We start from the raw sequence: 14018 nt of genomic DNA, 5'->3' as shown, positions 1-14018 counted from the left end.
AGAAACATGTGGGCTGTGCCGAACGACTCGGTGGGTTTGATGCCGCTTCGACCGCCCGGAACTGGGCGTTTGCCTACGGAACACCTGGATCGGGCAGTTGAGTGCGCTGCTCGCGAGAACGTAGCCGTGCGGGCCATAGTGGCGATCGATCGGAGCATCGCCACGGGCGGGCCGCGGGTCGGTTTGCTGAAATGGCAACAGGCCTCGCCCTCCGCGGTACGCGCGCAGCATGATCGGCACTGCGTCAGCACTGCATCGGCATCACGCCGCCGAACAGCGGGTCGTCGAATGTCGGTTCGCCGAACCGAACTTGGCGTACGCCGGATCGAGATCCCAGGAGGACACATGTCACCGTCGCGGACCACGGGCCCCACTCACCGGCTGGTCCCGTCGCCCGCCGGCCGGATCCACCTGGTGGAGCAGGGCACCGGGCCGCTGGTCCTGCTGCTGCACGGGTTCCCGGAGTCCTGGTACTCCTGGCGCCACCAGTTGCCGGTGCTGGCCGCTGCCGGATACCGCGCGGTCGCCATCGATGTCCGCGGGTACGGGCGCTCCTCCAGGCCCGAGGAGGTGACCGCGTACCGGATGTTCGACCTGGTCGAGGACAACGTCGCGGTGGTGCACGCCCTGGGCGAACGGTCCGCGGTGATCGTCGGCCACGACTGGGGCTCGACCATCGCCGCCAACTCCGCCCTGATCCGACCGGACGTCTTCCGTGCCGTGGGGCTGCTGAGCGTTCCCTACCTCCCGAGGGGCGGACCGAGGCCCAGCGAAGCCTTCGCGCAACTGGGCGGCGACGAGGAGTTCTACGTCTCCTACTTCCAGGAGCCGGGCCGGGCCGAGGCCGAGATCGAACCGGACGTGCGCGGCTGGCTCGCGGGCTTCTACGCCGCGTTGTCCGCCGACACCATGCCGGCGGCCGGCGCACCCGACCCGCACTTCGTCAGCCGTGGCGGGACACTTCGTGACCGGTTCCCCGCCGGACGGCGGCCCGGCTGGCTCGGCGCGGATGAACTCGACGTCTACGCCGGAGAGTTCGAGCGAACCGGCATGAGCGGGGCGCTGGGCCGCTACCGGAACATGGACCGGGACTGGGAGGACCTCGCCGACTTCGACGGTGCCCCCGTCACCCAGCCGTCCCTGTTCATCGGCGGAAGCCGGGACGCCTCCACCACCTGGCTGGCCGACGCGATCGCGGCCTACCCCGCGACCCTGCCCGGCCTGCTCTCCAGCCACATCCTCGACGGCTGCGGGCACTGGGTCCAGCAGGAACGCCCCACCGAGGTCAACCGGATCCTGACCGACTGGCTCGCCTCCCTCCCCTCCTGAGCGGGGGGAGCAGGGTGCTGCGCGGGCTCGACGGTCGGGTCGAACCCGCGGCCCATCAGCGCCGTGGTGTTCCGGAGCGCCGCGCTCACCAGGCCACGGTTCGGCCGAGGTAGTCGACGTAGTGCAGGCCCGGGCTGCTCCGGAGGGCGTCGAGCGTCCTGACCACGTTCGGGATGCTCTCGTCGATGCCGAGCAGGGCGTCCGAGCCGCCCATGTCGGTGCGCACCCAGCCGGGGGCCATCAGGACCAGGGACCGGGGTTCGCCGCTGTGCCGGGCCGCGTAGCTGCGCATGAACGTGTTGAGCGCGGCCTTGCTGCCGCGGTACACCTCGTGGCCGCCGCGCTCGTTGTTGGCCACGCTGCCCTGGCCCGAGGACATCACCGCGATCGTGCCCGCTGGCTCGACGAGGTCCTGGAGGGCCTCGATGACGCGCAGCGGGCTCAGCGCGTTGGTGACCATGACGCGGACGAACTCCTCGGTGGAGGTCTGCGCCACCGTACCCTCGGGCTGGTTCGTGACGCCGGCGTTCACGAAGAGCAGGTCGAACGTCCGGCCGGCCAGGCGACCGCTCAGCGCCGCGACCTGCTCGGGCTCGGTGATGTCGACGGTCTCGATCTCGACCTGCCCGGCGTGGGCGTCGGCATCGGCGAGCTCGTGCAGCCCGGTCCGGCCCGAGCCGCGCACGGTGGCCACGACCTGCCAGCCGGCCCGCGCCCATTCCTGGGCGAGGGCGAGGCCGAGGCCCCGGGACGCGCCGATCAGGAGCACGCGCCTGCCGGGGGCCGGGGCCGGGGACGGCGCGGAGTGGCTTTCCGAGGTGTTCGTCGACATGACAGCGATTGTGCGAGGCATCACTGCGCCCGGCAAGCCGCCTCCCCGGAAGGGAAGTTGGCAATCCGGGGCCGGGGAGCCTCCCGCTTGTCGCCGTGGCGCCGGCCGGCCTGCGGCTCAGAGGCCGAAGCGGGCTCGGTGGGAGGCGGGGACCAGGTCGGTGTACTCGGGGTGCTTGGTGATCCAGCCGCGGATGAAGGGGCAGTAGGGGAGTACGGCGAGTGCCTGCTCGCGGGCCGTGTCCAGTGCCGCGCGTGCCAGGCGGCCGGCCAGGCCGCGGCCCTCGAAGCGGGGGTCGATCTCGGTGTGGATGAAGGCGATCTCGTCGCCGGAGCGGTGGTACTCGGCGAAGCCGGCGAGTTCGCCGCCGTCCTGGATCTCGAAGCGCGACTTCTCGGTGTTGTCGGTGACGAGCTGGTCCATGGTTCCTCCGCAAGGTGGGGGCGGCCCGGGAGGGCCGGTGGCGGGTGGCGCGACATCGCCACTGTAGTTGAAGAATCAACATTTGTCGTCCGGTCGCCGACGAGGGCCCACGGATACCGGCCGGACCGCCAGGTGACCGTCCGGCAGTCGAACTGTCGGGCGGCAGGTTTGCCCGGCGCGGCTGCCGGGATACCCATGGCGCATGATTCCCGCTGCGGTCAGTGACGTCCTGCCGGAACTCGTCCCGTTCGTGCGGGCGGTCCAGGAACGCAGGCCCGACGACGGGACGTGGTGCGAGGCGTGGACGGTGCGGGACGTCCTCGCCCACCAGACCGGCAACGCCGAGGAACTCGCCCGCGTCCTGCGCGCCTTCCACGCGGGCGAGCCCGTGGAGACCCGCGGCTTCGATCGGGAGGAGCCGTACCGGCGGATGTCCGACGCACAGCTGTGGGAGGCCTTCGCCGCCCGCTGCGCCGAACTGGCCGAGGTCGCCGCGGCCGCGGAGAGCGACCTGCCCCCGGACACCGAGGTGCGGTGGACCGGCCGGACCGTGACGGTGCCGTTCTTCGCCGAGCACCTGCGCGAGGAGCTGATCCTCCACCGGTGGGACCTCACCGGCGACGACCGTACGGCCCGGGAGGCGCTCGCCGAGCCGTGGATGACGTCGCACAGTGTGCGGCTGGTCGGCCGGCCGCTGCTGGCCCGGGGCGTGGCCGGCCTCGACCTCGGGCCCGGGGGGCGCGTCGAGGCCCGCCTGCGCGTCCCCGGGACCGACGACGTCCTGGTGACCGCGGACGCCGGTGGCGCGTCCATCACCCTGGCCCCGCCCGAGGGCCCGGCCACCATCGAGAGCGACGCCGCGGTGCGCGTCCTGCTGTTGTGGGGGCGACGTCCGGCGGACCCGGGCCGCTGGCACAGCACGGCCGTTCCGGAGGAGCTGCGACGGGTGCGTGCTCTGCTGAGCGGCTACTGAGGGGCTACTGGGTGACTACTGAGCGGGTGGCGGGAAGGGGACGCGCGAGGTGTCCGGCTCGGTCCGGGGCGCCGGGGTGACGGACACCCGGGGGAGCGCCTCGGGGTGGTGTTCGCAGATGTGCGTCACCAGGTGCTCGCGGAGCTGGCAGCGGAGGGAGAACGCGTCGTCGGCGTTGGCGGCGGTCGCCAGGAGCCGGACCACGATGGTGGTGGGCGTGGTGTCGACGACCTGTAGGGCGCTGCCCTGGCCGTCCCAGAGGGGGCTGTCGGCGAGGAACGCGTCGAACTCCTTGCGCAGCAGGGGGATCGGGGCCCGGTGGTCGAGGTGGAGGAAGGCGGTGCCGGTGATCCGGCTGGAGCGGCGCGACCAGTTCTCGAACGGGCGGCCTGCGAAGTAGGACATCGGCATCACCAGGCGGCGCTGGTCCCAGGTGGCGATCACCACCGCGGTGAGGGTGATCTCCTCCACGGTGCCCCACTCGCCGGACACCACGACCACGTCGCCGATCCGGACCAGGTCGCCGAAGGCCAGCTGCACCCCGGCGAAGAGGTTGGCCAGCACGCTCTGCGCGGCGATGCCCGCGACCACACCGACCAGGCCCGCCGAGGCGAGCAGACTGGTCCCGATGCCGCGTACGGAGGGGAAGGTCATCAGCATCGCGCCCAGGGCGGCGATCGCGATGATCGCCTGGCAGATCCGGCCGAGCAGACCCGCCTGGGTGCGGGCGCGGCCGGCCGAGGAGGGGTCGCGGCGGTGGACGGCGAGGCGGACGGCGCCTTCGACGACGAGCCCGACCGCCCGGGCGCCGAGCCATCCACCGGAGGCGATCGCCAGCAGGACCAGGACGTGGTGCAGCTGCTCCCGGGTCTCCGGCGAACCACCGACCCACGGCTGGACGGCGAGGGACAGGGAGGTGGCGAGCACGGTGACCAGGGGACGCCGGCAGCTGCGCAGCATCCCCGGCATGACGCTGCCGGGCCGGTGCGGGGCGAATCTGCGGACCAGCCGTTCGGCGGTCCGGTCCAGGACGTAGGTGGTCAGGGCCACCCCCGTACCTGCCAGGAGCAGACGGAACAGGCTCCACCACACGCTCGCTCTCCTCCCGCGACGGCCGCAGCGCGGCGCTGTGGGCCGGCCTTCCCCGGGCCGGCGCTGTGGGCGGGCCTTCCCCGGGTCCGCTTCCCGGACCCCGTTTTCCCGTTCGGCGGGATTCACACCTGCCGGAGGTGAGGTGGGGGTCCGGCAACGGCGATGGGCCGTTCGGGTGAGGGGGATGAGGCGGGGGAGACGGGTGAGGAGGACGGGCCGAGGGTCCGCGTCGAGGGTTCAGGCGGGGTGCATATCGGCCCGGGAACGGGGCAGCCGGGGCTTGAAGGCCCGCCGGCCGGGCGGGCACCGACATGTCAGGAGGAGCGATGCACCGGATCGAGGAGTCCGTCGAGGTGGCGGCGCCGCTCGGCACGGTCTACGAGAGCTGGGTCAGGTGTGAGGAGTTCCCGCAGTTCATGCGGGGTGTGGTCAGGGTCGACCGGTCGGGCCAGGACACCAGCTGGGTGGTCCGTACCGCCGCCGGCCCGCGCGAGTTCAGGGCCGTGACCACGGAGCTGGTGGAGAACGACCGCGTGGCGTGGGACAGCGGCCCTGGCCCGGTGCGGCACCAGGGTGTGGTCACCTTCCACGCCGTGGGCGACGCCGCCACCCGGGTGATGTTCCAGCTGGAGGTCGAACCGCACGGGCTCTGGGAGCACCTCGCGGAGGCCCTCGGGTTCGTCGACCGGCGGGTGATCGACGACCTGACCGACTTCAAGCGTCACGTCGAGGAGGGCGGCGGGCCGGTCGAGGCCACGGTCGACGACACAGTGGCATGAACCTCCGGATCGGGGGCAGCCGAAGCGTACCGACAGCCCGATCCGACAGCCCGATCAGGCAGTCAGACCTGACAGCCAAACCTGACAGCCGGACCCGACAGCCAGACCCGACGACGGAAGGAGACGGTCGTGAGTGATCGCGTCAACATCTGGGAGTTCCGGGACACCGCCGGTCACACGGCGGGCACCGACCTCATCGGCTTCCACGTCGAGGCCACCGACGGAGCGATCGGCAAGATCGACAAGCTGTCCGAGGCCGTCGGCGCCCAGCACCTGGTCGTCGACACCGGTCCGTGGATCCTCGGCAGGCGGGTGCTCCTGCCCGCCGGCACCGTGATCCGGATCGAGATCGGCGAGCAGAAGGTGTACGTCGACCGGTCCAAGGACGACATCAGGAACGGTCCCGGCCTCGACGACGGCGCGGCCGACGTGTCGGCCGACGTCCGCGACCGCTACGGGCTCTACTACGACCCGTTCTACGGCGGTCGGATCTTCTGACGAAAGGGAGCAGCAGTCATGCCGTACGGTTCCACGCAGCTCCAGCCTCAGCCGCAGTCCCAGTCCGTCGGACCCGTCAGTCCGCCCCTGGTGCCGGATCCTCCGCTGCCGCCCGGCGTGCCCGAGCCGCCGCCGGATCCGGTACTCCCGGGCCCCGCTACGCCGTCACCCGCGCCGCCCGGGCCTGAGCCTGAGCCCGGCGTGCCCCGCCCGCCCGAGCCGCCGGACTGAGCAGCCCTGAGCAGTCCGACCGAGGAGTCCCAAGAGGCGGGCCGGAGCGTTACCCCCAGTACCCCGTGTGCACCGCGGCGGCCTCCTCGAAGAGGTGCGGGCCGGACGCCTCCACGGTGCTGCCGCCGGCGGCGAAGACCTGGCGGCACGGCAGGTCGAGCACCGGTTCCTCCGGGTCCACCCCGGCGATGGCGTTCAGCTCCGCCCCGGCGAGCGCGTAGACGACCTTGCGGATTCCGCTCCAGTAGATCGCCCCGGCGCACATCGCGCACGGTTCGGTACTCGTGTACAGGACGGCGTCGACGAGCTGCGTCGGGGCCAGGGTGCGCGAGGCCTCCCGCACCAGATTGGTCTCCGCGTGGGCGGTGACGTCGCGGTCGGTGAGCACCGAGTTCTCGGCCGTGAGCAGGACGTTCCCGGCGGGGTCGGTCAGCAGCGCTCCGAAGGGGTGGTTGCCGTGCGCCCGGGCGTCGGCCGCGATCTCGATGGCCGCGAGCAGGTGCTCGCGGGTGCGGTCGGTCATGACGTGCTCCTCAGGGGATCGGCGGTGGGGCGGGCCCATGGTGTCGCGGTCGGGCGGGGTGGTGGTACCAGGTTGCCCCAGCCGCCCTCCGCCCGCGACCACCCCCGGCGGCGGCCCGGGCCCGCGAGCCGGTGCGGAGCGTGCCGCTGGGACCGGCCCCCGCCCAGGCGGCCGGGCTGTCGTCAGCGGGCGAACTTCTCGACGGCCGCCGGTGTGACGGGGGTGAAGAAGTTGACGAGGTTGCCGTCGGGGTCACGGAACAGGAGCGACCGGTTGCCCCAGGGCATCGTGGTGGGCTCGGTCACGAAGTCGGCGACGAAGCCGGTCAGGTTCCGGTACACGTCGTCCACGTCGGCGACGAGGAATTCGAAGATCACGCTGTTGTTGTCGGCCGGACGGGCGGAGCCGGGCGCGAACAGTGCCACCGTCCGGGTGCTGCCGATCGCGAGGGTCCCGCCGGCGGTCCGCAGTTCGGCGAAGTCCTCGGTGGACCAGTGCGCCCGTACCCCGGTGGCCCGCTCGTAGAAGCCGACGAGGCGTGCGATGTCGCCCGTGATGATCCGGATCGAAACGAAGTCCATGGTGCGCTCTCCTCAGGTCGGTGAAGCCGTTGCACCCCGGACGGTAGAGGAAATAGTGGACAGAATCGGTCCGGTATCAGCGCTAGGCTCGTGGACATGGGCCGACCTACCAGCCGCGTGCTCACCCTCCTGGAACTCCTGCAGTCGGGCGGCATCAGGACAGTGGCCGAACTCGCCGACCGGCTCGGCGTCGACGGGCGTACCGTGCGGCGGTACGTGGACCACCTGGTCGACCTCGACATCCCCGTCGAGGCGGTCCGCGGCCGCTACGGCGGGTACCGGCTCGCCCCCGGGTACCGCCTGCCTCCGCTCATGCTCAACGACGACGAGGCGCTCGCCGTGCTGCTCGGCCTCGTCGTCGGCCGCAGGGCGGGGCTGCTGACGGCGACCGGGACCGCGGGCGGGACTGCGGGCGGGACCGCGACCGGGACCGCGACTGGGACCGCGGGCGGGGCGGCGACCGCGACCGGAACGGCGGGCGAGACGGCGGCGGCCAAGATCCGCCGGGTACTGCCCGAGCGCCTCGCCCGTCGGCTCGACGCCGTCCTGGAATCCCTCGCCTTCACGGCCGAGCCAGGCGAGGCGGCCACCCCGGAGACGGGCGTCCTGCTCGCCGTCGCCGACGCGGTGCGCCACCGCCGCCCGCTCTCGATCAGGTACACCGCCCGGGACGGCCGGCGGAGCGAACGCACGCTGCACCCGTACGGGATCGTCACCCACGCCGGGCGGTGGTACGTCACGGGCACCGATCCCGAGGTCGATCCCGAGATCGGCCAGGACCGGACCTTCCGGCTCGATCGCATCGCGGACGCGAGGCCCCTACCGGGCTCGTTCGAGCCGCCCGCCGGGCTCGATCCGGCCCGGCGCGTCCTGTCCGGGCTCGCCAAGGCCGCGTACCGGTACGAGGTGACCCTGCGGATCCACGGGACGGTCGAGCAGATCCGCGCCCGGCTCCCCGCCAGCGTCGCGAGCATCGAGGAGCCCGTACCGGCGCCCAAGGAAGGAACGGATCCGCACACCGAGCGGTGGCTGCACGTCGAACTGCGGGCGGAGCGGCTCGACTGGCTGCCCCCCGTACTCGCCTCGCTCGACCGGCCGTTCGTCATCGAGCGACCGGACGAACTCCGCGGCCTCGTCATCGCGCTCGCCGACCGGCTCGCCGCCTCCGCCCGCCAGGCCTGCGACCCGGACCGGACCGGACACTGAGGGGTCCCGCCCTGGCCTCACGGAAGCCGATGCGCCCGAGGACCCGCAGAACCTTCCCGGCGCGGGAGCGTTGGCAGTGCACCGGAGGTCCCGGTCAGGTAGGTAGGAGGAAGTCGCCGTGCTCGTAGAACCTGTCCTTGTCACCGGCGCCGGCGGCGGCGTCGGCGGAGTCGGACGCAGGATCCTGGAGCGGTTGCGGGCGCGGAACGTGCCCGTCAGGGCTCTCGTACACCACGACGACGAGCGGGCCTCGGATCTGAGGACGATGGGCGGAGTGGAGGTGCTGGTTGGTGACCTCACCCGTGGTGCGGACGTGGTCGAGGCGCTGGCCGGCTGCCGCCGGGCCTACTTCGGGATGAGCGTGTCGTCCGCCTACCTGGAGGCCGCGGCGACGGTGGCGGCCGCCGCCCGGGAGAGCGCCGGCCTGGAACTGCTGGTCAGCATCTCGCAGATGACCGTCTCGCAGATGGATCTCACCAGCGACGCCGAGTCCCGGCAGCAGCGGCTGCACTACCTCGCCGAACACGTCCTCGACTGGTCCGGGGCGCCGGTCGTCCACGTCCGGCCCACCGTGTTCATGGAGAATCCGCTCTTCACCAAGGTGGCGGCCGCTTCGATCCGGCGGGACGGCACGATCCGCCTTCCCTTCGGCTCGGCCCGGACCTCGCCGGTCGCGGCCGCCGACGTGGCCGAGGTCGTCACCGCACTCCTGCTCGATCCTGCTCCCCGGGCCCGCCGCGTCTACGAGCTGACCGGGGCTCGATCCCGCGACATGACGGCCATCGCGGCCGAGTTCTCCGCCGCCCTGGGCCGCGACGTGACGTACGTCGACGTGCCCTACCAGGAGTGGCTGGAGCACGACCTCAAGAGCCAGGGCCTGCCGGACCACGTGTTCGACCACATCGCCACGATGGCCAGGCTGCACGGCGAGAACCGGTACGACCGGGCGACGAACGACGTCGCCGACCTTCTCGGTCGCCCCCCGCGGGGGTTCGACACCGTGATCAAGGACCTGCTCGCCCGGCAGCCGTAGCCGGCCGGGTGCCGGGGGAGCGGTCGCTCAGAGCCAGCCGCGCTGCGCCGCCTTGAGGCCGGCCTCGAAGCGGCTCGACGCGTCGAGGCGTTCCATCAGCCCGGCCATCTGGCGGCGGACGCTGCGTGCCGACAGGCCCAGGCTCCGGCCGGCGGTCTCGTCGGTGAGGCCGGACGCGAGCAGCCGCAGGAGTTCCTGCTCGGTGGCGCTGAGGCCGGTCCCGGTGTCCTTGCGCCGGTCGGCGCCGAGCGGGACGGCGGCCTGCCAGGTCCGCTCGAAGAGGGCGACCAGGGAGGCGACGATCCCGGGCTCGCGCGTGCACAGGGCGCCGAGCCGGGTGTGGGCCGGGTCGATCGGGACCACGGCGACCTGGCGGTCGAAGATGAGCATCCGGGGCGGCAGCGTCGGGCAGGTGCGGACCAGCCCGCTCTCCTCGGTCATCCAGCGGGCGTAGGCGAGCGTCGCCGGATCGTGCCGCACGCTGTCCTGGTAGAGGGTCAGCAGCGCCACCCCGCGCCGCATGGCCGCCTCGTCCAGCGGCCGGGAGGCGTCCAGGCTGGCCCGGGACTGCGCTCCGCCGGGCATCACGGACAGGCACTCCCCGGTGACCTCCTGGGCGAGGATCTCCAGCTTGGCCTGGATCGCGTCCAGGCCCACCAGGCGCTCGGCGGTCTCGGCCGGGGTGTTCGGCCGCAGGTCGGCGTACTCGGCGATCGCCCGGGCGGCCGCGGCCTTGCCGATCTCCAGCTCCTGTTGGCGGCGCAGTAGTTCCTGCTCCTGGCGGTGCAGGATCAGCTCCAGGCCGAGCGCCGGGCTCACCGGCAGCAGAACCCCGGGTGCCTCCCGGGAGGCGCGGAGCAGCTGTAGATCGGCCAGCCGGTCGAGGGCCTCCCGTACGGCGGGCTCGGGCAGGCCCAGCTGGTCGCACAACTCCCTGACGCCGCCCTGCGGATCGGCGAGCATGGCCCGGTAGACGTCCTCCGAGACACGGTCCAACCCCAGCATGTCCAGCATGCGCGCAGCCCCCCGGTGCGACGTCGAACGTGCCGTGCCGCCGTGCGACACATCGGGATCATCCCAGCCCGGCTTCGACTCCACAAGCAGCCCTGCCCCGGACGGGGCCCGGCCGATTCGCCGTGCTCGCCTCCCGTTCGCGGGGTCAGGCTCTCGGGGGCAGCAGCCGTGACAGTCCGTAGTGGAAGCGGTTGTCGAAGGAGTCCGTGACCATGAGGTGCTCGCCGATCCGGGCGAGGGCGGGGTAGCTGCCGGTGGCGACGAGGTCGTGGAACGAGCCGCGGGGGCTGTCGGAGGGGGTCTGCTGCTCCTGGGTGAGGCCGAGGGTGAAGTAGACGATCGACCAGCACAGGCGGGCGGCGTCCGGCTCGGGGTGTCCGGCGTCCAGCAGGGCGCCGGCGATGGTCTCGGCCACGCGCAGGGTCTTGCCCGTGCCGGCGAACGTGCCGGCGACCAGGCGGCCGCCGTCGCGGTGTGCGAGCAGAGCGTCCCGGTAGCGGGTGGCGACCGTGCGGGCCCGTTCGACCGGTTCGTCGGGCAGGTGGGTGACGTCGACGGAGCCGACGATGTGGTCGGCCATCGTCTCGATGAGTGTCTGCTTCGTCTTCACGTACGAGCTCACCGAGTTGAGGTGGGAGCCGAGGGTCCGGGCGACCCCGCGCAGCGTCAGCTTGTCGAGGCCGTCGGCTTCGAGCGTGGTGAACGCAGCCTCGATCACGTCGTCCAGCGTCCAGCGCATCCTCGTGTCCCGTTCCGTTCCCCGCCACCCACCGGCGACTTCCCGGTCATGCTACAAGCAGCCTGTTCGGTACAAGCAGCCTGTTCAGGGTCCTGTTCAGGCGCCGAACGCAGCCTGGGACACCGCGTCCCACCGCCCCCACTCCTCGATGCGGGAGGCGTACTCGGCCCGGATCACGTCGAGGGGCCCCTTGCCGAAGAAGATCCGCAGGGGCGGCTCGTCGGCGTCGACGACGGTCAGGATCGCCGCGCGGGTGGCGGTCGGCTCGCCGCGCACTCCGGCCGGGCGTTGCATGGCGGCGCGGAAACCGTCGTAGGCGGGCAGGGGTTCGGCGTGGACGGCGGAGGGCCCGGCCCAGTCGGTGGAGTATCCGGCGGGTTCGACCAGGGTGACCTTGATGCCGAAGTCCTTGACCTCCTTGGCGAGGCTGGCGGTGAACCCCTCCAGGCCGAACTTCGAGGCGTGGTAGACGCCCAGGCCCGGCAGGGAGAAGACGCCGGCGATCGAGGAGACCTGGATGATGTGTCCGCCGCCCTGGGCCCGCAGGTGCGGCAACGCGGCCTGCGTGACCCACAGCGGGGCGAGCAGGTTCACGTCGATCTGTGCCCGGGCCTGCTCTTCGCCGATCTCCTCGACCATGCCGAACAGGCCGTAGCCGGCGTTGTTGACGACGACGTCGAGGCGGCCGAAGCGGTCGGCCGCCTGGCGTACGGCGGCGTGGACGGCCGCGCGGTCGGTGACGTCCAGCCGGATCGGCAGCAGGCTGTCGCCGTGGGAGGCGACCAGGTCGTCGAACGCGCCGGGGGTGCGGCTCGTCGCGGCGACGCGGTCGCCCCGTTCCAGGGCGGCCTCGGCCCACTGCCTGCCGAAGCCCTTGGAGGCGCCGGTGATGAACCAGGTCTTCGTCTTCGTGGTCATGCCGTGCTCCTGTGTTCCTCGGTGCCGGCCGGTTCCTGCCGACCGTGCGGGGTGAGCCGGGAGTGCGCGGGGACGGCGGCCAGGCCGTCGACCTCGATGAGCCATTCGGGCCGGCCGAGGGCCTGGACGCCGATGAGCGTGCTCGCCGTGCGGGGCCAGTGGCCGCCGAAGGCCCGCCGGCCGGCCGCGAAGATCGGCTCGACCAGTTCGGGGCGGTGCCCCACGACGTGGACGGTGTTCTTCAGCAGGTCGCGCGGACCGCAGCCGACCGCGGCCAGCGCGGCGGCGACGTTGCGGAACGCCTGTTCGGCCTGGGCCGCGTGATCGCCCTCGCCGACGAGACGGCCCTCGGCGTCCAGGGCGATCTGTCCCGCGATCGCGACGAGGGATCCCGAGCGGACGATCGCGAGATGGTGGTAGAGGCCGCCGATCGGAGGGGCCAGCGCGGGCGGGTCGACATGCTCGATCACGGCCGGGCCCTCTCGTAGGGGGTGTAGTCGGGCAGCGCGAAGCCGTTCGACAGGCGGATCTGGTCGCGCAACAGCAGATCGCCGAGCGGCAGCCGCTCCTGGAGCGCCACCACGCCGCGCCGGAACGCGATGCCGGCCGGGGTCCGCGGCGTCATCGTCCTGCCGTTGCCCTGCCCGAACCGCTGGACGCGGCTGATCCACGGCCGCAGCCGCTCCTCGTACGCCCGCAGCCCGGCGACGACGTCTCCCCGCGCCCGGGCCAACTCACCGGCGAGCACGTAGGCGCCGACGAGTGCGATGGTCGTACCGTGCCCGGACAACGGCGAGGCGCAGAACGCGGCGTCGCCCACGAGGGCGATCCGGCCCGACGCCCAGTGCGGCAGCACCACCTGGCTGCACGCGTCGAAGTAGAAGTCCGCAGTGTCCTCCAGCTGGGCGATCAGCTCGTCGGCGTGCCAGCGCATTCCGGCGGCTCGCGAGCGCACGACGGTCTTCAGCGCGGCGCTGTCGCGAGGGTCGTAGCGGAACGGGGCGGACCGGAAGGAGAGGAGCGCCATCAGCTGCGTGTTGCCGTTCACGGCGCGGGCTCCGATGGTGCGGCCCGGTTCGGAGTACACCTCGGTCCAGTCGCACAGCCCCAGCGTGTTCCGGGCGGTCCAGAACGACAGGTAGTGGCCGAGGTGGCGCAGCCGCGGGCCGCCCATGTCCTCCGGGCCGAACGCCAGGGCGCGCACGCCCGAATGCAGGCCGTCGGCCCCGACCACGACGTCGAAGCGGCGTGGTGCGGACTTCTCGAAGGTGACGTGCACGCCGTCACGCCGGTCGTCGAGTGCGCTGATGCGGTCACCGAAGACGTACTCGGCTGATCCGCTGGTCGCCTCGTGGAGGATCTCCACCAGCGCGCCCCGCAGGATCTCGGTGTCGGTCACCGGCCCGTCCCCGCCGAAGCCGTCCGCCCGCATCGATGCCTGCCGCCGACCGTGCGCATCCACGAACGACAGCCCGTCCGCGCGGGTGCGGGCGGCACGGACCGCCTCGGCCACGCCCGCCCTGGCGATCACGTCGCGTCCGCAGCCACGGATGTCGATCAGCTGCCCGCCGGTGCGGCGGGTTGGTGCGGACTCGACCACCGTGACCTGCGCCCCGTACCGCGCCAGCCAGTAGGCGAGCGACGGGCCCGCGATGCCGGCGCCGGAGACCAGCGCCTTGATTCCGGGCATCGTTTACTACCTCCAGTTTTGGTCACTGACCAACTTCTGTATCCAGTAAAGTTGGTCAGTGACCAAAAATCAACCGCTGCGAGCCGACGGCGGGCGCGGGGGTCTCGCAGGCGGCGCGGCGGGCGGCAGGGCGTCGGGTCCTGAAGCGGCCAGGCCG

At 72.5% G+C, this 14018-nt stretch carries 16 protein-coding genes; 6 read left to right on the top strand and 10 right to left on the bottom strand.

Going from position 1 to position 14018, the window contains the following annotated elements:
• Positions 1 to 345: 345 nt before the first annotated feature.
• Positions 346 to 1329 carry an alpha/beta hydrolase gene (locus A6F73_RS35920; protein ID WP_063352508.1) on the top strand — a complete coding sequence of 328 codons (984 nt, stop codon included), beginning with the start codon at positions 346 to 348 and terminating at the stop codon, positions 1327 to 1329.
• Between the two features lie 85 nt (positions 1330 to 1414).
• Here A6F73_RS35920 and A6F73_RS35915 read toward each other — a convergent pair whose 3' ends face one another.
• Complete coding sequence (locus A6F73_RS35915) at positions 1415 to 2161, bottom strand: SDR family NAD(P)-dependent oxidoreductase (protein ID WP_107453157.1); 747 nt, start codon at positions 2159 to 2161, stop codon at positions 1415 to 1417.
• A 117-nt stretch (positions 2162 to 2278) separates the two neighbouring features.
• On the bottom strand, positions 2279 to 2584 hold the full coding sequence (locus A6F73_RS35910) for a GNAT family N-acetyltransferase (protein WP_063352507.1): 306 nt from the start codon (positions 2582 to 2584) through the stop codon (positions 2279 to 2281).
• Positions 2585 to 2786: 202 nt separating this feature from the next.
• On the opposite strand from A6F73_RS35910, the gene A6F73_RS35905 reads away from it, so the two are divergent.
• Positions 2787 to 3557 (top strand): maleylpyruvate isomerase N-terminal domain-containing protein, encoded by a 771-nt coding sequence (locus A6F73_RS35905; protein ID WP_063352506.1) that lies wholly within the window; start codon positions 2787 to 2789, stop codon positions 3555 to 3557.
• Between the two features lie 15 nt (positions 3558 to 3572).
• Here the strand turns inward: A6F73_RS35905 and A6F73_RS35900 are convergent, their stop codons facing one another.
• Complete coding sequence (locus tag A6F73_RS35900) at positions 3573 to 4649, bottom strand: mechanosensitive ion channel domain-containing protein (protein WP_063352505.1); 1077 nt, start codon at positions 4647 to 4649, stop codon at positions 3573 to 3575.
• Between the two features lie 326 nt (positions 4650 to 4975).
• Between A6F73_RS35900 and A6F73_RS35895 the strand changes: the two genes are divergently transcribed.
• Together A6F73_RS35895 and A6F73_RS35890 are read left to right on the top strand one after the other, a co-directional pair.
• Complete coding sequence (locus A6F73_RS35895) at positions 4976 to 5428, top strand: SRPBCC family protein (RefSeq protein WP_063352504.1); 453 nt, start codon at positions 4976 to 4978, stop codon at positions 5426 to 5428.
• 129 nt (positions 5429 to 5557) lie between these two features.
• Positions 5558 to 5926, top strand: a complete 369-nt coding sequence (locus A6F73_RS35890; RefSeq protein WP_063352503.1) for a hypothetical protein — start codon at positions 5558 to 5560, stop codon at positions 5924 to 5926.
• Positions 5927 to 6206: 280 nt separating this feature from the next.
• Here the strand turns inward: A6F73_RS35890 and A6F73_RS35885 are convergent, their stop codons facing one another.
• Together A6F73_RS35885 and A6F73_RS35880 are read right to left on the bottom strand one after the other, a co-directional pair.
• On the bottom strand, positions 6207 to 6680 hold the full coding sequence (locus A6F73_RS35885) for a nucleoside deaminase (RefSeq protein WP_063352502.1): 474 nt from the start codon (positions 6678 to 6680) through the stop codon (positions 6207 to 6209).
• A 182-nt stretch (positions 6681 to 6862) separates the two neighbouring features.
• Positions 6863 to 7261, bottom strand: a complete 399-nt coding sequence (locus tag A6F73_RS35880; protein WP_063352501.1) for a VOC family protein — start codon at positions 7259 to 7261, stop codon at positions 6863 to 6865.
• 96 nt (positions 7262 to 7357) lie between these two features.
• Between A6F73_RS35880 and A6F73_RS35875 the strand changes: the two genes are divergently transcribed.
• Both A6F73_RS35875 and A6F73_RS35870 read left to right on the top strand, forming a co-directional pair.
• On the top strand, positions 7358 to 8467 hold the full coding sequence (locus A6F73_RS35875; protein WP_063352500.1) for a WYL domain-containing protein: 1110 nt from the start codon (positions 7358 to 7360) through the stop codon (positions 8465 to 8467).
• Positions 8468 to 8585: 118 nt separating this feature from the next.
• Positions 8586 to 9500: an NAD(P)H-binding protein gene (locus tag A6F73_RS35870; RefSeq protein ID WP_063352499.1), complete on the top strand. Its 915-nt coding sequence runs from the start codon at positions 8586 to 8588 to the stop codon at positions 9498 to 9500.
• Between the two features lie 27 nt (positions 9501 to 9527).
• On the opposite strand, the gene A6F73_RS35865 is transcribed toward A6F73_RS35870, so the two are convergent.
• The 5 genes from A6F73_RS35865 to A6F73_RS35845 all read right to left on the bottom strand — a co-directional run bounded on the left by A6F73_RS35865 (position 9528) and on the right by A6F73_RS35845 (position 13861).
• The gene (locus tag A6F73_RS35865; protein WP_063352498.1) at positions 9528 to 10514 is read right to left on the bottom strand and encodes a LuxR family transcriptional regulator; all 987 of its coding nucleotides are present in this window, start codon (positions 10512 to 10514) and stop codon (positions 9528 to 9530) included.
• 145 nt (positions 10515 to 10659) lie between these two features.
• The gene (locus tag A6F73_RS35860; RefSeq protein WP_063352497.1) at positions 10660 to 11253 is read right to left on the bottom strand and encodes a TetR/AcrR family transcriptional regulator C-terminal domain-containing protein; all 594 of its coding nucleotides are present in this window, start codon (positions 11251 to 11253) and stop codon (positions 10660 to 10662) included.
• A 96-nt stretch (positions 11254 to 11349) separates the two neighbouring features.
• Entirely contained in the window at positions 11350 to 12171 is an 822-nt protein-coding gene (locus tag A6F73_RS35855) for an SDR family NAD(P)-dependent oxidoreductase (protein WP_063352496.1), read from the bottom strand.
• Complete coding sequence (locus A6F73_RS35850) at positions 12168 to 12641, bottom strand: RidA family protein (RefSeq protein WP_063352495.1); 474 nt, start codon at positions 12639 to 12641, stop codon at positions 12168 to 12170. The genes A6F73_RS35855 and A6F73_RS35850 overlap by 4 nt, the downstream gene beginning before the upstream one ends.
• Positions 12638 to 13861 (bottom strand): FAD-dependent monooxygenase, encoded by a 1224-nt coding sequence (locus A6F73_RS35845; protein ID WP_063352494.1) that lies wholly within the window; start codon positions 13859 to 13861, stop codon positions 12638 to 12640. The genes A6F73_RS35850 and A6F73_RS35845 overlap by 4 nt, the downstream gene beginning before the upstream one ends.
• Between the last annotated feature and the right edge of the window lie 157 nt (positions 13862 to 14018).

Origin of the sequence: Streptomyces sp. MJM8645, assembly GCF_001625365.1 — a bacterium.
Taxonomy (GTDB): Bacteria; Actinomycetota; Actinomycetes; order Streptomycetales; family Streptomycetaceae; genus Kitasatospora.
This window is presented reverse-complemented; position numbering and strand designations above follow the sequence as displayed.

Excerpts from the sequence above, each read along its gene's own strand:
- A6F73_RS35920 (WP_063352508.1), top strand. The coding sequence starts at position 346 with ATGTCACCGTCGCGGACCACGGGCCCCACTCACCGGCTGGTCCCGTCG.
- A6F73_RS35915 (WP_107453157.1), bottom strand. The coding sequence starts at position 2,161 with ATGTCGACGAACACCTCGGAAAGCCACTCCGCGCCGTCCCCGGCCCCG.
- A6F73_RS35910 (WP_063352507.1), bottom strand. The coding sequence starts at position 2,584 with ATGGACCAGCTCGTCACCGACAACACCGAGAAGTCGCGCTTCGAGATC.
- A6F73_RS35905 (WP_063352506.1), top strand. The coding sequence starts at position 2,787 with ATGATTCCCGCTGCGGTCAGTGACGTCCTGCCGGAACTCGTCCCGTTC.
- A6F73_RS35895 (WP_063352504.1), top strand. The coding sequence starts at position 4,976 with ATGCACCGGATCGAGGAGTCCGTCGAGGTGGCGGCGCCGCTCGGCACG.
- A6F73_RS35885 (WP_063352502.1), bottom strand. The coding sequence starts at position 6,680 with ATGACCGACCGCACCCGCGAGCACCTGCTCGCGGCCATCGAGATCGCG.
- A6F73_RS35880 (WP_063352501.1), bottom strand. The coding sequence starts at position 7,261 with ATGGACTTCGTTTCGATCCGGATCATCACGGGCGACATCGCACGCCTC.
- A6F73_RS35875 (WP_063352500.1), top strand. The coding sequence starts at position 7,358 with ATGGGCCGACCTACCAGCCGCGTGCTCACCCTCCTGGAACTCCTGCAG.
- A6F73_RS35865 (WP_063352498.1), bottom strand. The coding sequence starts at position 10,514 with ATGCTGGACATGCTGGGGTTGGACCGTGTCTCGGAGGACGTCTACCGG.
- A6F73_RS35860 (WP_063352497.1), bottom strand. The coding sequence starts at position 11,253 with ATGCGCTGGACGCTGGACGACGTGATCGAGGCTGCGTTCACCACGCTC.
- A6F73_RS35855 (WP_063352496.1), bottom strand. The coding sequence starts at position 12,171 with ATGACCACGAAGACGAAGACCTGGTTCATCACCGGCGCCTCCAAGGGC.
- A6F73_RS35845 (WP_063352494.1), bottom strand. The coding sequence starts at position 13,861 with ATGCCCGGAATCAAGGCGCTGGTCTCCGGCGCCGGCATCGCGGGCCCG.